This window comes from Aeromicrobium sp. MLTX1, from assembly GCF_046452335.1.
Classification (GTDB): Bacteria; Actinomycetota; Actinomycetes; order Propionibacteriales; family Nocardioidaceae; genus Aeromicrobium.
Genome location: NZ_JBKFDN010000002.1, coordinates 515,113 through 537,595 on the forward strand (window position 1 = coordinate 515,113; position 22,483 = coordinate 537,595).

A 22,483-nucleotide genomic window follows, 5' to 3' on the forward strand; every position below is an offset into this window, starting at 1 on the left:
CGCCTCGTCCGAGGCCTTCTCCTAGTGACCGCCCTGCACCGGGTCCGCGTCAAGGGACCGGTCCGTACGGGTCTGGACGCCGACCCGGCCGTGGGTCATCCTGACGAGATGGAGCCGTCCCCCGACGCCTCGGAGGCCTTGGCCCGCGCGCACGAGCACGCGCTGACCTGGCTGGCCGGCCTGCCCGACCGGTCGGTGCCGCCGACCGCCTCCGTCGCCGACATGATCGAGGCGCTCGGACCGGAGCTCCCGGAGGGCCCGACCGACCCTGTCGAGGTCGTCGACCTCCTCGCCCGAGCGGCCGGACCGGGCCTGACGGCGATGCCGTCGGGTCGCTTCTTCGGGTTCGTCATCGGCGGCACGCACCCCGCCGCGCTGGCGGCCGACTGGCTGACGTCGGCGTGGGACCAGAACGCCGGACTGCGGACCGTCACCCCGTCCGCCACGGCAGCGGACGACATCGCCGAACGCTGGGTGCTCGACCTCCTCGGGCTCCCGCGCGAGGCGGCGGTCGGCTTCGTCACCGGTGGCACGATGGCCAACTTCACGTGCCTCGCGGCCGCTCGTGACGCCGTCCTCACGCGCGCCGGCTGGGACGTCGGCACCCGCGGACTGGTCGGATCCCCGGGCGTTCGCGTACTGGCCGGCGAGGAGCGGCACGACTCGATCGATCTGGTCCTGCGCTACCTCGGACTGGGCGCACCCGAGCTCGTCCCCGCGGACGACCAGGGGCGGATCGATCCCTCAGCCCTTCGTGAGCGGCTGGAGCAGGACGACCGGCCGACCGTCGTGTGCCTCCAGGCGGGCAACGTCCACTCCGGCGCCTTCGACCCGTTCGAGGAGGCGATCGCGGCCGCCCACGACCACGGCGCCTGGGTGCACGTCGACGGTGCGTTCGGGCTCTTCGCCGGGGCCGCTCCGGCCTATCGGCACCTCGTCCGCGGCTACGAGGCGGCGGACTCCTGGGCGACCGACGCCCACAAGACGCTGAACGTGCCCTACGACTGCGGTCTCGCGATGGTGCACGACCCGGCCGCGCTGCGCGCCGCGATGTCGATGCACGGCGCCTACCTGATCCGCGACGAGGCGGGCGACCCGTTCGAGAAGGTCCCCGAGCTCTCTCGCCGCGCCCGCGCCTTCACGGTGTGGGCCGTGCTGCGCTCCCTCGGCCGCTCGGGCGTCGCCGACCTCGTCGATCGGATGGCCGGGCACGCGCGTGCGTTCGCCGACGGCATCGCCGCGATCGAGGGCGCGTCGGTGCTCAACGACGTGGTCTTCACGCAGGTCTGTGCAGCGTTCGGGGACGACGCCCGCACCCGCGACGTCGTGCGCCGCACGATGGAGGACGGCACCGCATGGACCACCGGCTCGGTCTGGCGCGACCGCGCGGTCCTGCGCATCTCGGTCAGCAACTGGTCGACGACCGACGACGACGTCCGGCGCACGCTGGAGGCCCTGCGCGAGGCCGCCTCCTGACGACGGCCCGGACTCACAGCCGCGGGTCGACCGGCTCCGACTCCATCGCGAGGACCGCGAAGACGCATTCGTGGACGCGCCACGTGGGCTCCCCGTTGACGTGCCGCTTGAGCGCCTCCAGACCGAGGGCGTACTCCCGCAGGGCCATCGACCGCTTGTGCCCGAGGTTGCGGTCCCGGAGCCGGGAGAGGTTCTCCGGCTCGGTGTAGTCGAGGCCGTAGATGATGCGCAGGTACTCCCGCCCGCGCACCTTGACGCCCGGCTGGACGAGACCCTTCGGTCCTCGCGTGAGGTTGCCGAGCGGCTTGACGACCATGCCCTCGCCACCCGCCCCGGTGAGCTCGTTCCACCACTCGACTCCGGCACGCACAGAGGCCTCGTCGGCGGGATCGACGACAAGGCGCCCGGTCGGCGAGAACAGGTCGCCATCGCTCTCGACCAGGCGGTCGGCAATCGCGAGGTGCCACAGGTGGTCGCGGGCCTCGAACGTCTCCGAGTCGGAGGCGAGCACCTGGAACGGCGCGATCCTGAGTCCGTCCAGCCCGTCGACCTCCCAGACATAACGGCGGTACGCGGCGGTGAAGGCATCGGCGTCCGCACGCCGGCGACCCGTGCGGTCGGCGAGGGCACTCACGTCGAGGCCGCGCGCGGCCGCCGCGTCCACCACTTGGAGCGTGCTGTCGAGGCCGGCTCGGGCCGCCGCGCCCACCGCGGCGTACTGCTCGCGAATGAGAGCGCCCGCCTTCGTCGACCACGGCATGATCTCCGCGTCGAGCACGACCGACGCCGTTCCGAGCTCGTCCCACAGTCCCGCACCCGCGACCGCTGCCGCGACCCGGTCGAGAACCGCGCGCTCGGTCGCGGCGTCGAAGAAGGCGCGACCGGTGCGCGTGTGGACCACGCCGCCACCGTCGCGGTCGACCACCAGCACTGCACGCGAGCCCATGTGCTTCTCCTCGCAGATCACCCGACCGGCACCGGCCCGGGCGAAGTGGGCGAAGGCCTGCTCGGGGTGCTCGAGGTGATCCTCGAGGGTCGAGGTGTCGCTCGGCGACATGGTCGGCGGCAGGTAGACCAGCCGCGTCGGATCGACGGCGAACCGGCTCATCACCTCGAGGGCACCGGCGGCGTTCTCCTCACGCAGCGAGATGCGTCCCATCACGGAGGTCTCGATGATCCGCGGACCGAGCACGTCGTCGAGGCGCAGTGTGTCGGGTTCGCGCTCCGGCGCCGCGAGGGGCCGCACCGGCTCGTAGTAGGTCTCGGCCGCCTCGACCTGGACGACCTCACGCTCGGGATAGCGCAGCGCCGTGAGGGAGCCGCCGAAAACGCAGCCCGTGTCGAGGCACATCGTGTTGTTGATCCACTGGGGCGTCGGCGTCGGCGTGTGGCCGTAGAGCACCATCGCCTGGCCCCGGTAGTCCTCGGCCCACGGGTAGCGGACCGGCAGGCCGAACTCGTCGGTCTCGCCGCTGGTGTCGCCGTAGAGCGCGAAGGCGCGGACCCGACCGGAGGCACGCCCGTGATAGCTCTCCTTGAGCCCCGCGTGCGCCACCACGAGGCGGCCCTCGTCCATCACGTAGTGCGCGATGAGTCCGTCGACGAACCGGGCGACCTCTGCGCGGAACTCGTCGGTCTCGGACTCGAGCTGCGCGAGGGTGGCCTCGAGTCCGTGGCTGACCGTGACCTTGCGGCCGGACAGGGCGTTCGACAGCTTCGCCTCGTGGTTGCCCGCGACGCAGAAGGCGTGACCGGACCCGACCATGCCCATGACGAGCCGCAGGACACCCGGGGAGTCCGGGCCGCGGTCGACCAGGTCGCCGACGAAGATCGCGCGACGTCCGTCCGGGTGCGCCGCGTCGACGGCCCGCCCCGACGCGTCATGGACGATCGCGTAGCCGAGGTCGTCGAGCAGCCGCTCGAGCTCGGCCCGGCAGCCGTGCACGTCTCCGACCACGTCGAACGGACCGGTGATGTCGCGGAGGTCGTTGTGCAGCCGCGTGCGCTCGAAGGTCGACGCCTCGATCTCCTCCACGGACGACAGCACGTGGACGTGCCGGAATCCCTCACGTCGCAGGGACTTCAGCGACCGGCGGAGCTGGTCGTGCTGCCGCTTCACGACGGACGCGCCGAAGGTCCGGTCGGGTCGCTCCTCGTTGCGTGCGACCGACACGGCCGGCGGCACGTCGAGCACCACGGCGGTGCTCAGCACGTCGTGCTCCTTCGCGACCGCGATGAGGCTCCGGCGAGCGTGCGGCTGCACGTTCGTCGCGTCCACCACAGTCAGCAGGCCGCGCGACAGGCGCTTGCCGACGATGTAGTGCAGCAGGTCGAAGGCGTCCGTCGTCGCCGACTGGTCGTTCTCGTCGTCGGAGACGAGCGCACGGCACACGTCCGACGACACCACCTCCGTGGGCAGGAAGTGCTGCGCCGCGAACGACGTCTTGCCCGATCCGCTCGCGCCCACCAGCACGACGAGCGACACCTCGGGCACCTGGAGGACGCTCATGCTGCCGCCTCCTCGATGCGACGGAACACGGCCAGCTGAGTCGGCGTGCCCCGCTCCGGGTCCTCGGCACCGATTCCGGAGCGCTCGACCTCGTAGCCGTAGCGTGCGGCGACCCCGTCGGTCCACGCCGCGAACTCGGCGCGCGACCACTCGAAGCGGTGGTCGACGTGGCGCAGTCCGCCGCCCGCGAGGGCCGGATACAGCGCGTTGTACTCGCCGTTCGGCGTCGTGACGACGACGCACCCGGGCCGCATGAAGCCGAACACGTTCGACACGACGGCGGGCAGCCTGTCCTCATCGATGTGCTCGATGACCTCCATCAGGACGGCGAGGTCGAACCCGACGAGGCGAGCGTCCTGGTACTGCAGCGAGGACAGCCACAGGTCGAGCCGCTCGGCCTGTCGCTCGGTCATGCGGTCGGCCCGTAGCCGCTTCGACGCGACCTCGAGGGAGCCGGCCGACACCTCGGTGCCCACCACCCGCGCCACTCCCTGGACCTCCAGGAGTCGACGCAGGAGCGCACCCTGTCCGCAGCCCAGATCGAGGACGGACGCCGGACGCAGCCGCTCCACCTGCTCGAGAACGGCATCGTGGCGGAGGCGGACGAGCGCCGGCTCGCGCTCCTCGTCCGGGGCCTCGTGGTCTGTCGAGCCGTCGAGCTCCGTCAGGCGCTCGCGGGCCTCGTCGACCATCTCGCGCTGGCGAGCGAGGTAGCGACGCGTGATCAGCTCGCGCTCGGGGTGCGTCGCGAGCCAGCCCGTCCCGGCGCGCACGAGCTTGCCGACCTCGTCGGAGCTGACCCAGTAGTGCTTGCCGCCGTCCAGCACCGGCACCAGGACGTAGAGGTGGTTGAGCGCCTCGGCGAGCGTCAGCGTGCCGACCAGCGTCACGGCGCAGAACTCCGAATCGCCCCAGCTCGGCAGCGCGGGATCGAGCGCGATCGGCTCGGCGACGACCTCCCAGCCGAGCGGCGTCAGCAACCGCGTGATCAGGTCGGCCCCGCCGGGCATCGTCGGGACCTCGATGCGCAGGTCCAGCGGCTGGTCGACGAGCTCGGGCCGGGGCTTGCACTGGCCGTTCAGGGCGCTGCGGAAGACCTTGCCCATCGCGACCGACAGCAGCGACGTCGCCGCGTAGGGCCGGTCGTTCACGTACTGGCCGAGCGAGAAGCCCTCGGCCTTGCCGCGCCGACCGCGCACGAGGCCGATCGGATCGATCTCGAGGACCAGCGCGACCGTGCACCGTTCGGGCGAGACCTCGGGGTACATCACCGTCGCCGTGCCGCCGAAGACGTCGAACGTCTGCACGCGGTCGGGGTGCTTGTGGAGCAGGTATCCGAGGTCGCTCGCGTCGGCGAGCGACTCGCTACGGGTGGCGGTGATCGTGAGCAGCACCCACCCATTGTGGCGGTCCAGACGCGCCGACCCGCCGATACCCGCGAAGTCATGACCTATCCTCCCCGTGTGCCCGATCAAGCCCTGGAGCTGAGCTTCGACGCCGCGTCCGCCGGCGCCGTGGAGGCGCAGTGGGAGGCGCTCCGGGACGCAGGCGTGCCGTCGCAGGCCGACCACAAGTCGATGACGAACGCGCCGCACGCGACCGTCGTCGCCGCCGTCGCCATCGACCCTGAGGTCGTCTCGGTTGCGCGGGACGCGATCGCTCCCCTGCTGCCTGCCCGCATCGAGGTCCGCGGCCTCGTGCTCTTCGGCCAGGGGCCGCGCTTCACCATCGCCCACCTCGTCGAGCCTCAGCGCGAGCTCGCCGCCGCCGTGGCCCGGATCCGTGAGTTCGTGCCCGCGCTGCGCCACCCGGTCTGGACCCCGCACGTCACCCTCGCTCGACGCGTCCCCCAGCGACTTCTGCCGACCGCCTTCGAGGTCCTGCAGTCCACTGAGACCCCGCGTGAGCTGATCGCCGACCGCCTCCGCTGGTGGGACCCGGCACTCGAGCTCATCGAGGACGTCGCGAGCGCCCCTCGGGCCTGAGCCGAACCCCTTGTCCGGGCCAGTGGGACGGCGCATGGTGAGCACATGAGCGACGACACCCACGGCTGCGTCCGCTACATCGTCAGCGACGTCGAGGCGGCGATCGACTTCTACACGAACCACTTGGGCTTCACCTTGCTCAGCCACCCGGCACCGCCCTTCGCCGACGTCGCCCGGGGCTCGCTCCGCGTGCTCCTGTCCGGGCCGGGCAGCTCAGGCGCGCGAGCCACACCGGAGGGCGCAGATGTTCCCGGCCGCAACCGCATCCATGTGGTCGTCGACGACCTCTCGTACGAGGTCGAGCGACTCCGCGACGGCGGCGTCACGCTGCTGACCGACGTCGTCAGCGGCCCGGGCGGTCAGCAGGTCCTCGTCGCCGACCCGGACGGGAATCTCGTCGAGCTCTTCCAGCCCGCCTCGCGTTCCTAGTGGTACATCGCCGGGATCACCCGGCGATCGTCGCGAACCACGGGGTGCCTCGACTCCGCCACGACACGCTCGATGGCATCCACCGTGCCCGCCACCCCGGCGAAGTGCGAGTCGACGTCGTAGGCCACGCACCAGGACCGGTCCGACGGCCACACGAACGCCGGCGGGAAGTAACGGTCGGGGCCGGAGGTCGTCCAGGCTCGGTAGTCGACGAGGGATCCGGTGGCCATCGCGCAGGTGCGCAGGCGCATCAGGTCGACCCGGTCACCCGCCGGGAGGGGCGGGCCATAGGGGTAGCCCTCCCACATCAGGAAGCGGAGGTCGTCGAGTGCGGACCCCGAGGCCAGGAGCTCCACCGTCTCGATGACCACGTCAGACTCGGCGGGAGCGGCATCGAAGACCTCGTCGGCAAGGTCGGCCCCCTCATGCCCGTCGTGCTCCGGGTCCGGCAGGGTCAGCACCCGCGCGTAGGCCTCGAAGCCGGGCGGTCCGACCGTGAGGGTCCTGCCGAACGAGCCCCGGTCCTGACTCGCCTCGAGCCACGCGGTCTCTGCGCGTGCCAAGTCGAAGTGCAGGGTCATGGAACGTCCTCGTGGTCTGTCGGAGATCGGAAGTGGGGACTGGTCGCCTGCCAGCGTCGCAGGGCGGCATCGCGCGCGAGTGCCTCACGCCGGAGGCGCAGGGAGCGCCACAGGAACCAGGTGGCGAAGACCGCCCATGCCGCGGGGATGACCCATCGACCGACGCCGGTCCGCGTCGGGCTGACGAGGAAGGTGACGGCGAGTGTCTTGTGTCCCAGACCGAGGAGGAGATGCGAGACCCAGCTAGACCTGTCGTACTCGGCCGGGGGCATAACGCTGTCCGTCTCCTCCCCTGCTCGCGCCATGGTCCGAGTCTCCCAGTGATGACCGCGGCCGTCCGGAGTTCCCTCGGATTCCAGTGCGCTTGAACCTCGTGTAGTCGCCCCGGACCGGTGTCGGAGGGTCTCACTACGTTCGATGCATGACCTCGGAACTCGCGGCTGGCGCCTTCGACGCGACGCGTCGCGCCCGCGCGCGGGCGGAGTTCGCGGAGTGGGAGCTGATCGCCCAGCACCACCGTCGGCGGGTCGCCGAGATCGACCGGTCCGACGAGATCGCGCTGAGCAAGGATCTCGCTCGCCGCGAGGTCACGCTCGAGATCGCGCAGGCGCTCAAGGTCACCGAGCGGCGGGTCTGGGCGGTCGTGTTCGAGGCCGAGACCCTGCAGGGGCGCACGCCGCTGGTCTGGGAGGCGTTCCGAGGCGGCGACCTCGATGCCGGCCGTGCCACCGCGATCGCCGACACCGCCGAGCGACTCGTCGAGCGCGAGAGCTGGGCGCGGCTCGAGCGGTCCGTGGTCGACTACGCAACCACGCACACCCTCGGCGAACTGCGCACGTGGCTGCGGCGCTTCCGCGCCCGGGTCGAACCGGAGGAGGCCGCCGAGGAGACGGCGAAGGCCCTCGAGGAGCGCCGCGTCTCGGTCACCCACAACACCGACGGCACCAGCTGGCTCAATGCGCTGCTGCCCACCGGACTCGCGATCGCCGCGGCCGAGCGACTCCGCCGGGCGGCGAAGGCCGAGCCCACGATCCACCCCGAGACCGGCCTGCGCGACACCCGCACGCGCGAGCAGAAGCAGGCCGATCTCCTCGGCCAGTGGCTCACGTCCTGCACCGGCACCACCACCGACGTCCGCGCCGAGATCGCGATCAGCATCGCCGCCACCGACCTCGTCGGCTACACCGAGGGTCCGGGGCTCACCCGCGACGGCGAGCCGCTCGACGCGGCCTGGGTCCGCGAGCTCGCCGCCAGCGAGCACACCGTCTTCCGCCGACTCGTGCTCGACCCCGTCGGGCGGGTCATGGACACCACCGTCCTGGCCTACCGACCCACCGAGTCACTACGGCAGGCACTCCACTGGCGGGACGGCACCTGCCGGGTCGCCGGCTGTCGGGCGCCGGTCTTCGAGACCGACCTCGACCACGCGAAGGACTACGACTCAGGGGGCGAGACCTCGGCGCGGAACCTCAGGTGCCTGTGCCGCAAGCACCACAACATGAAGTCCCACGGTCACCTCGACGACCGCTTCCTCGGCGAGCCCTCGACCTACGGCAGTGCCACCCCGTAAGACCGCAGACCGAACGTCAGCGCGTCCACGAGGGCCTCGAACGACGCCTCGATCATGTTCGGTCCCACTCCTACGGTCACCCAGGAGCTCTTGCCGTCGGTCGTCTCGATCAGCACGCGGGTCACCGCGTCGGTGCCGTGACCCTGGTCGAGGATCCGCACCCGGAAGTCGATGAGGTGGAACTGGGCGACGTCCGGGTAGATCCGCTCGATGGCCTGGCGCAGCGCGTGGTCGAGGGCGTTCACCGGACCGTTGCCCTCCCCCACCACCGCGTGGCGCACGCCGCCCGCCACGACCTTGACGATCGCCTCGGCGCCGCCGTCGCCCGCCGAGCCGGCGATGACTCGCCAGGACTCCACGTCGAAGTAGGCCGGGCGGACGCCCGTGACCGCCTCGGTCAGCAGCAGCTCGAACGACGCGTCGGCCGCCTCGAACGTGTAGCCCTCCTGCTCCATCTGCTTCACCTGGTCGGTGATGCGGGTCAGCAGGTCGTGGTCGCCCGAGAGGTCGAAGCCCAGCTCGCGGCCCTTCAGCTCGATGGTCGCGCGGCCCGCCATCTCCGAGACCAGCAGGCGCATGTCGTTGCCGACCAGCGCGGGGTCCATGTGCTGGTACAGGTCCGGATCCACCCGGATCGCGCTCGCGTGCAGGCCCGCCTTGTGCGCGAACGCCGAGACGCCCGTGTACGGCTGGCGCGCCACCGGCGGGTAGTTCGTGATCTCGCTGATCGCGTGCGAGATGCGCGTCGCGTCGGCCAGCACGCCCTCGGGCATCACGCTCATGCCGAGCTTGAACTCGAGGTTCGCCACGCACGTGACGAGGTCGGCGTTGCCCGTGCGCTCGCCGTAGCCGTTGATGCAGCCCTGTACGTGGGTCGCGCCTGCCCGCACCGCCTCGATCGAGTTGGCCACCGCACAGCCGGTGTCGTTGTGCGCGTGGATGCCCAGGCGCGCGCCCGTGCTGTCGCGCACGTCAGCCACGATCTCGCCCACCTGGTGGGGCAGCATGCCGCCGTTCGTGTCGCACAGCACCGCCACCTCCGCACCGGCCTCGGCGGCCACCCGCACGACCTCCAGCGCGTAGTCGCGGTTGTCGAGGTAGCCGTTGAAGAAGTGCTCGAGGTCGAGGAACACGCGCTGGCCCTCACCACGCAGGTGCGTCACGGTGTCACGCACCATCGCGAGGTTCTCCTCCAGCGTGGTCCGCAGCGCCCGCAGCACGTGCTGGTCGTGGCTCTTGGCCACCACCGTCACCACCGAGGCGCCCGAGTCGCGCAGCGCACCCACGAGCGCGTCGTCGGCCGCGGCGACGCCGGCGCGACGCGTCGAGCCGAACGCCGCGAGCGTCGCGTGGCGCAGGTCCAGCTCCTTGGCGGCCAGGGCGAAGAACTCGGTGTCCTTCGGGTTCGAGCCCGGCCAGCCGCCCTCGATGTAGCCCACGCCGAGGTCGTCCAGGTGCTGGGCGATGGCGAGCTTGTCCTGCACCGAGAGGTTGAGCCCCTCCTGCTGGGCGCCGTCGCGCATCGTCGTGTCGTAGACGTGGAAGTCCGCGGGGTCGTGCTTCCCGAAGGTGGTGCTCATGGATCGTCCTGGTGTCTGGGTGTGGCCACAAAAAAACCTCCCGGGTACGGGAGGCGGCGCGTCTGAGGTTCTGCTTCAGACGCGCTGTTGAATGATGATCACGAACGTGCTCATGGCAGCAGGGTACACCCCTGCCGCCACGAGCCCGTCGCGGCTCAGACGCCGCCGGACCGGTCGGCCGGCTTCGGCCCGAGGTGCGCCAGCGTCTCGGGTCGCAGGATGCGCTCCAGCTCGTCCTTCGGCAGCAGGCCCTTCTCCAGCACCAGCTCGGCCACGCCCCGGCCCGACGCCAGCGCCTCCTTGGCCAACTCGGTCGCGGTCTGGTAGCCGAGGTAGGGGTTCAGCGCGGTCACCAGCCCGATCGAGTTGGCCACCTCGATCGCGAGGTGCTCACGGTTCGCGGTGATGCCCTTGACGCAGTTCTCGGTGAGCGACGTGATCGCCGTCCGCAGGCGGTAGAGACCGGCCGACAGCGAGTAGCAGATCACCGGCTCGAACGCGTTGAGCTGCAGCTGGCCCGACTCCGCGGCCATCGAGACGGTGACGTCGTGGCCGATGATCTGGAACGCCACCTGGTTGACGACCTCGGGAATCACCGGATTCACCTTGCCGGGCATGATGCTCGAACCCGCTTGACGCGCCGGCAGGTTGATCTCGCCGAGTCCGGCGCGCGGGCCGGACGACAGCAGCCTCAGGTCATTGCAGATCTTCGAGAGCTTCACCGCGACGCGCTTGAGCACGCCCGACATCTGCACGAACGAGCCGCAGTCCTGCGTGGCCTCGATGAGGTCGACGGCGGTGACGAGCGGGAGCCCCGTGATCCGCGAGAGGTGCTGGCGCGCGAGTGGCACGTAGCCGTCGGGGGCGTTCAGCTGGGTGCCGATCGCCGTCGCACCGAGGTTGATCTCGTGCAGCAGCATGACCGCCTCGCGCAGTCGGGTGCGGTCCTCGGCGATCATCAGCGCGTAGGTGCCGAACTCCTGGCCGAGCGTCATCGGCACGGCGTCCTGGAGCTGCGTGCGGCCCATCTTCAGCACGTCGTGGAACTCGACCGCCTTCTCGGCGAACGCGGACTCCAGGTCGCCCATCGCCGCGATCAGGTCGTGCGTGGCGTTGATGACCGCGATCTTCACCGCGGTGGGATAGACGTCGTTTGTCGACTGGCTGAGGTTGACCTGCTCGTTCGGGTGCAGGCGGTCGTAGTCGCCGAGCGGGTGCCCGAGGATCTCCAGTGCCCGGTTGGCGATCACCTCGTTGGCGTTCATGTTCGTCGAGGTGCCCGCGCCGCCCTGGATGACGTCGACGACGAACTGGTCGTGCAGCTCGCCGTGGCGGATCTCCTGGCACGCCCGAACGATGGCCGCGTGCCGCTCGTCGTCGAGCAGGCCGAGGTCGTGATTCGCCTCGGCGGCGGCCTCCTTCACGGCGGCCAGGGCCTGGGGCAGGTACGGACTGATGGCGATGGGGACACCGGTGATCGGGAAGTTCTCCAAGGCGCGCAGGGTGTGCACGCCCCAGTAGACGTCCGCCGGTACCTCACGTTCTCCGAGCAGGTCGTGCTCGATCCGAACGTTCGTGAGATCGGTCATACGACCATCCAAGCACTCGGACAGCCCCGATGCTCCCGTCAGCGCAGCTCGGCTCCGAGTGTCGCGGCGGCCGCGACGATCTGCTCGCGGGCGGCCTTGATGTCGGCGTCCGTGAGCGTGCGGTCCTCGGCGCGCAGGCGCACCTTGAAGGCGAGGGACTTGCGGCCCTCACCGACCTGGTCGCCGGTGTACACGTCGAACAGGCGCACCGACTCCAGCAGCGGACTGGCACCGGCGATCGCCGACTCCAGCTCGCCGGCCGTGAGGTCGCTCGAGACTGTGAACGCGAAGTCCTCCTTCGCGACCGGGAAGGCCGAGAAGTGGGGCTTCGGGCCGATGGCCGGAGCCGCGGCGATGAGTGCGTCGAGGTCGAGCTCGGCTGCGGCGACGCGTCCGGGCAGGCCGTGGGCCTCGGCGACCTTCGGGTGCAGCTCACCGGCGTGGCCGACGACCCTGCCGTCGATGCTGAGGCTGGCGCAGCGCCCCGGATGGAACGGGGCGAGCGTCGCGGCCTCGACCGTGAGGTCGACGTGCAGGTTCGCCGCGACGCGCTGTGCGATCGCGAGCGCGTCGGTCCAGGCGACGGGGCGACCGGCACCGGCCCAGCCGGAGCGGGTGCGCTCCCCCACCAGGACGAAACCGGCGTGGCGCGGCTGTTCGGGCAGCGCGGCATCCAGCGCGGCGAGCTCCTCGTCGGTGGGACGACGGTCGACGCCCAGGATCGGCGCCGCGGGGCTGCCCGGCTTCGGCCGGAAGACGCGACCGATCTCGCTGAGCGCGACCGACTCGTGCCCGCGGCCGATGTTCAGCGACGCGGCGCGCAGCAGACCGACCAGGATGGTGGGCGTGAGCCCGGGCTCCTCGGCGGACAGCGGGTTCGCGAGCCGGACGAGATCGCGGCGCGAGTCGTCGGCGGGCAGACCCAGCTTGTCGAGGTCGGCGGAGCCGACGAACGGCAGCGTGGTGACCTCGACGAGACCGGCGCCCGCCAGCACGTGGCCGACGCGGCGGCGCAGCTCCTGCTCGCGCGAGAGCCCGCGACCGCCCGTGGGCGTGGGCAGCACCGACGGCACGTTCTCGTAGCCGGCCGTGCGCAGGGCCTCCTCGACGAAGTCGTAGGGGTCGTTGAGGTCGAAGCGCCAGGACGGAGGCGTGACCGTGAAGCGGTCGGCCTCACGGACGACCGTGCAGCCGTTCCGCTCGTACGTGTCCTGCGCCTGCTCGGGCGTGATCGGCAGTCCGCTGATCCGCGCGGGCAGGTCGACGGGGAACGAGACGGGCTCGCGACCCGGAGGCGTGCCGACGACCGTGGCGCCGGGCGCGAGGGTGCCGCCGGCCAGCTCGACGAGGAGCTCGGCGACGCGCGTGGCACCCACGAGGGGCAGCTGCGGATCCACGCCGCGCTCGTAGCGCTTCGCCGCCTCGGACGGCAGCTTGTGGCGCTTGACGGCGCGGAAGATCGTGACCGGGTCCCAGTACGCGGCCTCGACCACGACGTCGGTGGTGGTCGCGTCGATCTCGGTGTGGGCGCCACCCATGACGCCCGCAATGCCGATGGGGCCGCTGGAGTCCGCGACGAGCAGGTCATCCGGGGTGAGGGCACGGTCGACGTCGTCGAGCGTGGTGATCCGCTCGCCCGCCGCGGCGCGACGCACGACGATGTCGCCGTCGATCTTGGCACGGTCGTAGCAGTGGTTGGGCTGGCCCAGCTCAAGCATCACGTAGTTGCTGACATCGACCGTGAGCGAGATCGGGCGCATGCCGGCATCGGTGATGCGCTTGGCCATCCACGCGGGCGTGGTGGCGGCGGGGTCGATGCCCTCGACGACGAGCGTGGTGAACACCGGGCAGCCCTCCGGGTCCTCGACCCGGACCGGGTACGCGGGCGCGTCGGCGGACGGCACCTCACGGTCGGCCGGATCGGAGAACGGCACGTCGAACGCCAGCGCGGCGTCGCGGGCCACACCGCGCAGGCTCAGCGCGTAGGCACGATCGGGGTTCACCTCGAGATCGAGGGTCTGCTCCCCCAGTCCCAGCAGGGCGATGGCGTCGTCGCCGGGCTCGGCCGAGCCAGCCGGAAGCACGACGATGCCCTTCGCGGTGGTCTCGTCCTCGGCCAGCCCCAGCTCGGCGGTGGAGCAGATCATGCCGTCGGAGACGTGACCATAGGTCTTGCGCGAGCCGATCTCGAAGCCGAGCGCGGGCAGGTAGGTGCCCGGCAGCGACACGACGACCAGGTCGCCCACGCCGAAGTTGTGCGCACCGCAGACGATGCCGCGCGAGGGCACGTCCTCGCCCGGGGCGTCGGGCACCGACGGGTCGTTGTGCTCGCCGACGTCGACGCGGCACCAGTTGATGGTCTTGCCGTTCTTCTGCTCCTCGGGCGAGATCGCCAGGACGCGACCGACCGTCAGCGGACCGGACAGACCGCCGCCGAGGATCTCCTCGAGCTTGAGGTCGTACATCGTCAGCCGGTCGGCCAGCTGCTCGGTGGTGACGCCATCGGGAAGGGTGACGAGCGACCGCAGCCACTCCACGGGAACACGCATGTCAGAGACCAACTCCGAAGGGCTCGGTGAAGCGGACGTCGCCGTCCCACAGGTCGCGCAGGTCGGCGATGTCGTAACGGCTGGTGACGGTGCGGTCGAGGCCCATGCCGAACGCGAAGCCCGAGTACTCCTCGGGATCGACGCCGCAGGCGACCAGGACGCGCGGGTTCACGACCCCGCAGCCGCCCCACTCGACCCAGCCCTCGCCGCCACACGTGCGGCACGAGGCGACCTCGGCCGGATCGTTGTGGCACACGTAGCAGAGCAGGTCGACCTCGGCGCTGGGCTCGGTGAACGGGAAGTACGAGGGACGGAACCGGGTGGTGATCTCGGTGCCGTAGACGGCGCGCGCGAAGTGGTCGAGCGTGCCCTTGAGGTGCGCCATCGACAGGCCCTTGTCGATCGCCAGGCCCTCGACCTGGTGGAAGACGGGCATGTGCGTGGCGTCGGCCTCGTCGGTGCGGTAGACGCGACCGGGGCAGACGATGTAGATCGGCGGCTTGCGCGTGAGCATCGTGCGCGCCTGCACCGGCGACGTGTGGGTGCGCAGCACCATCGCGGCCGACTCGGGGTCGAGCCAGAAGGTGTCCTGCATCGTGCGTGCGGGGTGGTCGGGACCGAGGTTGAGCGCGTCGAAGTTGAGCCACTCGGCCTCGACCTCGGGGCCCTCGGCGACCTCCCAGCCCATCGCGACGAAGATGTCGGCGACGTGCTCCTGGATCGTGGTGATGGGGTGGCGCGCGCCGACGGGCTCGACGTCGACCGGGAGGGTCACGTCGACGGTCTCGGCGGCGAGGCGGCGCTCGAACTCGACGGCCTCCACCTCGGCGGTACGGGCGGCGAGCGCCTGGTTCACGGCGCCGCGGGCCTGGCCCACGCGCTGGCCGGCGTCCTTGCGCGCGGCCGGCGGCAGGGCGCCGATCTCGCGGTTCGCCAGCGCGAGCGGCGAGCGGTCGCCCGTGTGGTCGATGCGCACCTGCTTGAGCGCGTCGAGGGAATCGGCGGCGGCGATGGCCGCGAGGGCCTCGTCACGCATGCGTTCGACCTCGTCGGCGCGCAGAGGCGTCACCTCGACGGGGTCGTAGTCGGAGTTGGGCGCAGACACGCCCTCGAGTCTATCGGCGCGTCAGGACGTCAGGGTGTCCGGCTCGTTGATGGGGAACCACACGCAGATCGACGCTCCCCCGCCCTCGGCGTCCTCGATGACGATGGAGCCGCCGTGCTGGTCGACGACGCCCCGCACGATGAACATGCCCAGGCCGCTGCCGGCACCGGGACCCGACCGCCAGAAGCGGCTGAAGATGCGGACGCGGGACTCCTCGGGGATGCCCGGGCCGTTGTCCACGATGCGCACGGCGACGCCCTCGAGCTCGCCGCGCTTCTCACCCGCCACGACGACCTCGCGCAGGCCCTCGCCGTGCCGGATCGCGTTCTCGATGAGGTTCGTCAGCACCTGGGTGACGCGGTCGGCGTCGCCCCAGACCACGGGCGCCTCGCCATCGACGCGGGCCGTCGGGGCGACCTCGGACGCCGAGAAGACCGAGCCGAGCACCCGGTCGGCCAGCTCGTCGAGCCGCACGGGCTCGGTGCGCAGCGACAGGCGGCCGGCGTCGATGCGGGCGGCGTCGAGCAGCTCGGTGATGAGGCGGCTCAGCCGGTCGGCGTCCGCGTCGATCGTCTGCAGCATGAAGAGGCGCTGCTCCTCGGTGAAGGCGTCCCAGCGGCTCAGCAGCGTGGCGGAGAACCCCTTGATGCCCGTGAGCGGCGAACGCAGCTCGTGCGCCACCGTGGCGACCATGTCGGACTTCTCGCGGTCGCGCTGCAGGCGCACGCGGGCGTTGCGCATGCTGACGATCACCTTGACGACCTTGCCCGCCGGGCGCTCGCGCACGAGGGAGGCCGTGATGAGGTACTCACTGCCCCGCGGGGAGTACCAGGAGGACTCGCTGATCCGGCTGCGGATCGCGAGCCCGTCGTAGGGCTGGACCGAGTCGAACCAGCTGTTGCCGGCGAGATCGTCGAACGGGACGGCGTCGCGCAGGTGCATGCCCAGCATCTCGTCGCCGACGGCACGGGCCCAGTAGCGGACCCACCGGTTCGCCAGGGTGACCCGGGCGTCGGCGTCCGCGACGATGATCCCGTCAGGGAACTCTTCGAACGGCACGGCAGGAGCCTAGCCCTGCTCGCGCGCCGAGGTGTACAGGCAGACCGCTGCGGCCGTGGCGAGATTCAGGCTCTCGGCCCGGCCCAGGATCGGCACGTGCACCACCCGGTCGGCCGCCGCGGACCACTCCGCGGGCAGGCCGTGCGCCTCGTTGCCCATCAGCCACGCGGTGGGCGCGGCCAGGTCGAGGTCGTCGTCGAACAGCCCGGTGTCCCCCGCGCCGTCGGCGGCCAGCACCTGGCAGCCGCGTCGCTGGAGCTCGGCGATCGTCGCCTCGACGTCGCGCTCCACCGCGATCGGGAGATGGAAGAGCGAGCCGGCGGTGGAGCGCACCACCTTGGGGTTGAGCGGGTCGACGCTGTCGCCGGCGACGACGACGGCCGCTGCCCCGGCGGCATCGGCGCACCGGATGACGGCCCCGAGGTTGCCGGGGTCGCGGATCTGCGCGCACACCACGACGAGCCGAGCGTCCTCGGGGACGTCGTCGAGCGTGGTGAGGATCGAACGGCAGCGCGCGACGAGGCCCTGCGGGGTGACCGAGTCGGCGATCTCCTCGACCACGTCGTCGGTGACGACGTGCCAGGACTCGGCCAGCCCGACCAGCTCGGGGTACCGCTCGGTGGCGTCGACGGTGGCGAACACCTCGATCACGACCTCATGCTCGGCCAGAGCCTCGCGTACTGCTTGGGGGCCCTCGGCGAGGAACTCGCCGGTCTTGGCCCGGAACGCACGCGTGGCGAGCCGCCGAGCGGTCTTGACCCGTCCTGAGCGGACGGTCAGATCGCCGGGGCTCGCCACGTGTGCTGCTGAGCCGGAGCTCAGACGGCCGAGTCGGCCTTGGGAGCGTTGACGTCCTCGGGGAGGTTCGCCTTGGCGACCTCGACGAGGGCGTTGAACGCCGCGATGTCGTTGACGGCGAGATCGGCGAGGATCTTGCGGTCGACCTCGACCTCGGCGGCCTTCAGGCCCTGGATGAAGCGGTTGTACGTGATGCCCTGCGCGCGGGCAGCCGCGTTGATGCGCTGGATCCACAGACGACGGAAGTCGCCCTTCTTGGCCTTGCGGTCGTTGTACGAGTAGACCAGCGAGTGGGTGACCTGCTCCTTGGCCTTGCGGTACAGGCGCGAGCGCTGGCCCCGGTAGCCGGAGGCCCGCTCGAGGACTTCGCGGCGCTTCTTCTGCGCGTTCACCGAACGCTTGACGCGTGCCACAGTGTTACTCCTTCAAATCTACGTAAAGTTCGGGGGCGCTCAGAGACCGAGCAGCTTCTTGACCTGCTTGGTGTCAGCCTTCGACACCTCGGTCGTGCCGGCGAGGCGGCGCTTCCGGGTCGAGGACTTGACCTCCAAGAGGTGGCGGCGGTTGGTCTGCTCGCGGCGGAGCTTGCCCTTGCCGGTGATCTTGACGCGCTTCTTCATGCCCGAGTGGGGCTTGAACTTCGGCACGGTTATGCCTCCATGTCTGGGTCGAGGTTCTCGGAGCGACGACGCGGCTTCTTCGCCGTCGCGTTCTTCTGGTGTTCTTCGCGATGCGCCTTCTCGGCCTCGGCCTCGGCGACACGTTCTGCCTCGCGCGCTGCGGTGGTCTCGGCCTTCTCGGCCTTGACCTCGGCCTGCGCCTCGGACTTCTTCTTGTGAGGGCCGAGCACCATCGTCATGTTGCGACCGTCCTGGCGGGCGTTCGACTCGATGAAGCCGAGATCCTCGACGTCGGCGGCCAGCTTCTGCAGCAGACGGAACCCGAGCTCGGGTCGGTGCTGCTCGCGGCCACGGAACATGATCGTGATCTTGACCTTGTCTCCGGCCTTCAGGAACCGCACGACGTGACCCTTCTTGGTGTCGTAGTCGTGCTGGTCGATCTTCGGGCGGAGCTTCATCTCCTTGATGACCGTGTTCGTCTGGTTGCGTCGCGACTCGCGCGCCTTCTGGGCGGCTTCGTACTTGAACTTTCCGAAGTCCATGAGGCGGCAGACCGGGGGCCGGGCCTGAGGGGCGACCTCGACGAGATCGAGATCGGCCTCGGCGGCCAGGCGCAGGGCATCCTCGATGCGGACGATGCCAACCTGTTCACCGCTCGGTCCGACGAGACGGACCTCCGGTACGCGAATGCGCTCGTTGACGCGCAGATCTGTGCTGATGGATCCTCCTGAGATCGGGTTTGGAGGACACGAAAAAGGTGGCCTCCGTCGAAGCGAAAGCCACCACTCGCACCATGCGGTGCCGCGCGCGGTGGGACCGTTCGAGAACGACCCACTGCGGGTGACCCCCGGATCCGTGAACCCGGCAGGTGGGAGTGACCTCCACTTCGATCAACAAGCCTAGCAGGCGAAATCTTCCCTGACGAACTCGACCCGGTGCGTCGTGGATCACGATGGTCGAGTTCCAGGGCGCGGTGGCGTTCCACCACGAGAGCGCCGGCTCGATGAGCCGCCTGCTGAAGAAGGCCGTCAGCGGTGACGACGTCCCCCTGATGCGGGTCTCCGGCCAGGGCGAGGTCTTCTTCGCCGACACGGCCGGCTTCGTGTTCCTCGTGCACCTCGACGGCGACGCGCTCAGCGTGAGCGGGCACAACCTGCTCGCGTTCGACGCCTCGCTGAGCTGGGACATCAAGCGGCTCAAGGGCGCCAACATGATGACGGGCGGCATGTTCAACATGGAGCTCTCGGGCACCGGCACGGTCGCGCTGCACGCCGTCGGGCAGCCCGTCGTCCTCGACTGTGCGCAGCAGCCCACGCACGTCGACGTGAACGCGGCCGTGGCGTGGTCGTCGTCGCTGGCGCCCCAGGTCGTCAACTCCATGAACATGAAGTCGATGCTGCGAGGCGGCTCCGGAGAGGCGTTCCAGTACCGGTACCACGGTCCGGGCTTCGTCGTCGTCCAGCCGAGCGAGTGGGACAGCGGTGTCAGCGGCTCGTCCGGAGGCTCCACCGGCGGCAGCGGCCTCTTCGGGGACCTGTTCAACTGACTCCGCGGGTCAATCGGCGCGAAACCCCGGCGTAATCCGGCGCGCGCACACTCGATCCATGATGTGGCGCGTGCGGACGACCCTGGAGGACAGGCCGGGCATCCTGGCCGAGATCGCCCTGGCGTGCGGGCAGGCCGAGGTGAACATCGCCAGCATGCAGGTGTTCCCCGGGGATCCCACGGTGACGGACGAGTTCGTCGTCACCGCGCCCGAGGGCATGACCGACTTGCAGCTCGCCGAGGTCTTCGAGAAGGCCGGCGGCGGGCGCGTGGCGGTCACGCGCACCGGTCCGGACGCCCTCGACGACGAGGCCACGCGCTACCTGCGCGGCGTGCACGAGGTGCTCGAGTCCGGGCGTGACGTCGAGAGCGTGCTGCGCGATCTGCTCGGCACGACTCCCCCGGACGTCCTGGACTACCGCGGGCACGACGTGCTCGACCTCCAGCGGCGCAACGGCACGAGCCTGCGGATCAGCCGCGCCGTCCCGTTCACCCCCACCGAGCGGTCACGCGCGCAGGCGCTGCTCTCGCTGGTCAGCGACGCCGGGATGGACGTGCCGCTGCTCCAGCCAGCCGAGCGCCATCCTCTCCCCCTCGTCCGGCCGGCCACGCTGGCCGACATCGACGCGGTCGCCGCGCTGCACCAGCGCTGCAGCGCCGAGACGCTCTACCACCGCTACCAGGTGCCGCTGCGGATGCCGATGACCACGCGGATGGCCCGCCGGCTCGTCATGCCCGACAGCGGCGTGGCCATCGTCGTCCAATCGGGTCTCGACCTCGTGGGCCACGGCCTGATCGAGCGGGTCGAGCACCGCTGGACGTTCCACCTGCTCGTCGAGGACGCGTGGCAGGGGCGCGGGGTCGGCACGATGCTCGTGAAGCAGGGGGCCGGACGGGCGCGGGCGCTCGGAGCCGAGCGACTGACCTTCGTCACCGCCACCTCGAACGACACGCTGCTGCGCACCGTGGGTCGCGCGGGCTTCGTCGCGCGGGTCGAGCGGCACGACGGGAACATCCACGTCACGGTGCCGCTGGCGGGGGTGTCACCCCTGGTCGACTGAGCCGCCCGCCGCCTCGATCCACGCGGTTCCGGCCGGCGTGCGCACCAGCACGTGCTCGGCGGCGACGTGCTCGAGGTCCTCGGTCTCGACGACGCCGAACGTCGGCTGGCCGAGGTCGAGCAGCATCGCCGAGGCGCCGTCCGCCAGCGCCGCGCGCGCGGCGTCGCGACCGTAGACGGGGACGGGGCGCGACTCGGGGTTCCAGCGACTCATCGTCTCCAGCGACGTGAAAGCGAGCAGGGCCGTGCGGCCGTCGGCGCCCGTCATCAGCACGGCGGCCATGTCGGAGTTCTTGTCGCTGCCGTCGGTGGCCAGCTCGCCCAGCACCGCCACCACCGGGACGAACACGCGCGCCGTCCCGATCGTGGCGAGCACCGTGGTGTCGTCCGTGAGGTCGAGCGACGGGTCGGGACGGCCGTCGTCGTCGGGGAAGGCCGGCTCGGCCAGCGAGCGACCTCCGCCGAAGCTGTCGCCGTGGCTCATCGCACGTGACCGGCGAGCCAGCTCACGGCCGCGCGGGCCGGGTCGCCCTCGCTGCCCTGGATCGCGAACAGCGCGTGGCGCTGGCCGTCCTTGGTCTCGAGCGTGGGCCACGGGGCCCCGGGGCGCATCGACACGAGGGCGATCTCGTCCCACGCGAGTGACCGGCGGCGCCAGCCGTTGACGAAGGTCAGCCCCTGCTCGTCGGCGGTGACGCGGCTGAGCGTGCAGAACAGCGCGAACAGCGCGACGAAGCCGATCAGCACCCAGATCGTCACGGTCTGGGAGGTGGTGAACTTGTAGTCCTCGGGCAGTCGCAGACCGATCACGAGCGCCAGGATCGCGAGCACGACCGCCGCCGCCCACATGACGAGGATGACCCCGGTGGGACGGAAGGTGCGGCGCGTGGACTCGCTCATCGTCAGATCCGGCACGACAGGATGTCCGTGACGAGGATGCCGCGACCGCCGAGGGCGTACAGCTCGTCCATGATCTTCTGGGTGGCGTCGCGCGGGACCATCGCCCGGACCGCGACCCACCCCTCTCGATGAAGGGGCGACACCGTCGGCGACTCGATGCCGGGTGTGAGGCGCACGGCCTCGTCGACGTTCTGGACGCGGATGTCGTAGTCCATCATCACGTAGGTGCGGGCGACGATCACGCTCTGGAGTCGGCGCTGGAAGACGGCGAAGCCCTCGGGCTGCTCGGACGCCGAGCGCGAGACCAGCAGGGCCTCCGACGTGAGGATCGGGTCGCCGAAGACCTCCAGGCCCGCCTGGCGCAGCGTGGTGCCGGTCTCGACGACGTCGGCGATCGCGTCGGCCACACCGAGCCGGATCGAGGTCTCCACCGCACCGTCGAGGCGCACGACCTGGGCGTCGATGCCGAGCTTCTCCAGGTGCGAGCGGACGATGCCGGGGTACGAGGTGGCGATCCGGCGGCCGACCAGCTCGGACTCGCTGGTCATCTGGCCCTCGGGGGCGGCGAAGCGGAACGTGGACCCGGCGAAGCCGAGCTCCATCACCTCGTCGGCCTTCGCGCCGGAGTCGAGCAGCAGGTCGCGACCCGTGATGCCGACGTCGAGGGTGCCCTCGCCGACGTAGATCGCGATGTCGCGGGGACGGAGGTAGAAGAACTCGACGTCGTTGTCGGTGTCGACGCTGACGAGGTCCTTGGCGTGGCGGCGCTGGCGGTACCCGGCTTCGGTGAGCATCGCGGCGGCGGCTTCGGCGAGGGCGCCCTTGTTGGGGACGGCGACCTTGAGCATGTGGGGATTCCTAGAGGTGGGAGTAGACGTCATCGAGCGAGATGCCAGCGGCGATCATCATCACCTGCGCGTGGTACAGCAGCTGGCTGATCTCCTCGGCCGCACGCGCAGGTCCCTCATGCTCGGCGGCCATCCACGACTCGGCGGCCTCCTCCACGAGCTTCTTGCCGATCGCGTGCACGCCCGCGTCGAGCTCGGCGACGGTGCGCGAGCCCTCGGGGCGGGAGGCGGCCTTCTCGGACAGTTCCGCGAACAGGCCATCGAACGTCTTCATCGTGGT

22 protein-coding genes are annotated in these 22,483 nt (G+C 70.8%); 6 read left to right on the forward strand and 16 right to left on the reverse strand.

The genetic code is table 11. The features are described from left to right. Nucleotides 1-24: 24 nt before the first annotated feature. Entirely contained in the window at nt 25-1,476 is a 1,452-nt protein-coding gene (locus tag ACK99Q_RS13030) for a pyridoxal phosphate-dependent decarboxylase family protein (RefSeq protein ID WP_410186548.1), read from the forward strand. A 13-nt stretch (nt 1,477-1,489) separates the two neighbouring features. Here ACK99Q_RS13030 and ACK99Q_RS13035 read toward each other — a convergent pair whose 3' ends face one another. Both ACK99Q_RS13035 and ACK99Q_RS13040 read right to left on the reverse strand, forming a co-directional pair. Continuing rightward, nucleotides 1,490-3,985, reverse strand: a complete 2,496-nt coding sequence (locus ACK99Q_RS13035; RefSeq protein WP_410186549.1) for a polynucleotide kinase-phosphatase — start codon at nt 3,983-3,985, stop codon at nt 1,490-1,492. Beyond that, a complete protein-coding gene (locus ACK99Q_RS13040) occupies nt 3,982-5,379 on the reverse strand; it encodes a 3' terminal RNA ribose 2'-O-methyltransferase Hen1 (protein ID WP_410186550.1) in 1,398 nt (465 codons plus the stop codon). The genes ACK99Q_RS13035 and ACK99Q_RS13040 overlap by 4 nt, the downstream gene beginning before the upstream one ends. Nucleotides 5,380-5,448: 69 nt before the next feature. Here ACK99Q_RS13040 and ACK99Q_RS13045 point away from each other — a divergent pair, with 69 nt between their 5' ends. Then, the gene (locus ACK99Q_RS13045) at nt 5,449-5,970 is read left to right on the forward strand and encodes a 2'-5' RNA ligase family protein (RefSeq protein ID WP_410186551.1); all 522 of its coding nucleotides are present in this window, start codon (nt 5,449-5,451) and stop codon (nt 5,968-5,970) included. 45 nt (nt 5,971-6,015) lie between these two features. Then, nucleotides 6,016-6,399, forward strand: a complete 384-nt coding sequence (locus ACK99Q_RS13050) for a VOC family protein (RefSeq protein ID WP_410186552.1) — start codon at nt 6,016-6,018, stop codon at nt 6,397-6,399. Here ACK99Q_RS13050 and ACK99Q_RS13055 read toward each other — a convergent pair. Beyond that, entirely contained in the window at nt 6,396-6,980 is a 585-nt protein-coding gene (locus tag ACK99Q_RS13055; protein WP_410186553.1) for a hypothetical protein, read from the reverse strand. The two genes, ACK99Q_RS13050 and ACK99Q_RS13055, sit on opposite strands and share 4 nt — an antisense overlap. 421 nt (nt 6,981-7,401) lie before the next feature. On the opposite strand from ACK99Q_RS13055, the gene ACK99Q_RS13060 reads away from it, so the two are divergent. Further along, nucleotides 7,402-8,550 carry a DUF222 domain-containing protein gene (locus ACK99Q_RS13060; protein ID WP_410186554.1) on the forward strand — a complete coding sequence of 383 codons (1,149 nt, stop codon included), beginning with the start codon at nt 7,402-7,404 and terminating at the stop codon, nt 8,548-8,550. Here the strand turns inward: ACK99Q_RS13060 and cimA are convergent. From cimA to infC, 9 genes are all read right to left on the reverse strand, one after another. Further along, nucleotides 8,529-10,130, reverse strand: coding sequence for a citramalate synthase (gene cimA / locus ACK99Q_RS13065; protein ID WP_410186555.1), 1,602 nt, complete (start codon nt 10,128-10,130; stop codon nt 8,529-8,531). The genes ACK99Q_RS13060 and cimA overlap by 22 nt on opposite strands. A 155-nt stretch (nt 10,131-10,285) precedes the next feature. Beyond that, nucleotides 10,286-11,719: an aspartate ammonia-lyase gene (locus ACK99Q_RS13070; protein WP_410186556.1), complete on the reverse strand. Its 1,434-nt coding sequence runs from the start codon at nt 11,717-11,719 to the stop codon at nt 10,286-10,288. A 38-nt stretch (nt 11,720-11,757) separates the two neighbouring features. Next, complete coding sequence (pheT, locus tag ACK99Q_RS13075; RefSeq protein ID WP_410186557.1) at nt 11,758-14,268, reverse strand: phenylalanine--tRNA ligase subunit beta; 2,511 nt, start codon at nt 14,266-14,268, stop codon at nt 11,758-11,760. A 1-nt stretch (nt 14,269) separates the two neighbouring features. Next, on the reverse strand, nt 14,270-15,373 hold the full coding sequence (pheS, locus tag ACK99Q_RS13080; protein WP_410186558.1) for a phenylalanine--tRNA ligase subunit alpha: 1,104 nt from the start codon (nt 15,371-15,373) through the stop codon (nt 14,270-14,272). A 21-nt stretch (nt 15,374-15,394) separates the two neighbouring features. Beyond that, nucleotides 15,395-16,432 (reverse strand): ATP-binding protein, encoded by a 1,038-nt coding sequence (locus ACK99Q_RS13085; RefSeq protein ID WP_410186559.1) that lies wholly within the window; start codon nt 16,430-16,432, stop codon nt 15,395-15,397. A gap of 9 nt (nt 16,433-16,441) precedes the next feature. After that, nucleotides 16,442-17,230 (reverse strand): TrmH family RNA methyltransferase, encoded by a 789-nt coding sequence (locus ACK99Q_RS13090; protein ID WP_410186560.1) that lies wholly within the window; start codon nt 17,228-17,230, stop codon nt 16,442-16,444. A gap of 20 nt (nt 17,231-17,250) precedes the next feature. Then, nucleotides 17,251-17,643: a 50S ribosomal protein L20 gene (gene rplT, locus ACK99Q_RS13095; protein WP_179424487.1), complete on the reverse strand. Its 393-nt coding sequence runs from the start codon at nt 17,641-17,643 to the stop codon at nt 17,251-17,253. Between the two features lie 39 nt (nt 17,644-17,682). Further along, on the reverse strand, nt 17,683-17,877 hold the full coding sequence (gene rpmI, locus ACK99Q_RS13100; RefSeq protein ID WP_179424488.1) for a 50S ribosomal protein L35: 195 nt from the start codon (nt 17,875-17,877) through the stop codon (nt 17,683-17,685). Between the two features lie 2 nt (nt 17,878-17,879). Continuing rightward, entirely contained in the window at nt 17,880-18,584 is a 705-nt protein-coding gene (infC, locus tag ACK99Q_RS13105) for a translation initiation factor IF-3 (protein ID WP_410186992.1), read from the reverse strand. 218 nt (nt 18,585-18,802) lie between these two features. Here infC and ACK99Q_RS13110 point away from each other — a divergent pair, with 218 nt between their 5' ends. Further along, nucleotides 18,803-19,396: an AIM24 family protein gene (locus ACK99Q_RS13110; RefSeq protein WP_410186561.1), complete on the forward strand. Its 594-nt coding sequence runs from the start codon at nt 18,803-18,805 to the stop codon at nt 19,394-19,396. Between the two features lie 70 nt (nt 19,397-19,466). Next, entirely contained in the window at nt 19,467-20,456 is a 990-nt protein-coding gene (locus ACK99Q_RS13115; RefSeq protein WP_410186562.1) for a GNAT family N-acetyltransferase, read from the forward strand. Here ACK99Q_RS13115 and ACK99Q_RS13120 read toward each other — a convergent pair. From ACK99Q_RS13120 to ACK99Q_RS13135, 4 genes are read right to left on the reverse strand one after another with little or no spacing between them, the layout of a single operon-like run. After that, nucleotides 20,439-20,939, reverse strand: coding sequence for an SseB family protein (locus ACK99Q_RS13120; protein WP_410186563.1), 501 nt, complete (start codon nt 20,937-20,939; stop codon nt 20,439-20,441). The genes ACK99Q_RS13115 and ACK99Q_RS13120 overlap by 18 nt on opposite strands. Beyond that, nucleotides 20,936-21,355 carry a PH domain-containing protein gene (locus ACK99Q_RS13125; protein ID WP_410186564.1) on the reverse strand — a complete coding sequence of 140 codons (420 nt, stop codon included), beginning with the start codon at nt 21,353-21,355 and terminating at the stop codon, nt 20,936-20,938. The genes ACK99Q_RS13120 and ACK99Q_RS13125 overlap by 4 nt, the downstream gene beginning before the upstream one ends. Nucleotides 21,356-21,357: 2 nt before the next feature. After that, entirely contained in the window at nt 21,358-22,203 is an 846-nt protein-coding gene (gene hisG, locus ACK99Q_RS13130) for an ATP phosphoribosyltransferase (RefSeq protein ID WP_410186565.1), read from the reverse strand. 10 nt (nt 22,204-22,213) lie between these two features. Beyond that, nucleotides 22,214-22,477: a phosphoribosyl-ATP diphosphatase gene (locus ACK99Q_RS13135; protein WP_078701480.1), complete on the reverse strand. Its 264-nt coding sequence runs from the start codon at nt 22,475-22,477 to the stop codon at nt 22,214-22,216. Nucleotides 22,478-22,483 lie beyond the last annotated feature (6 nt).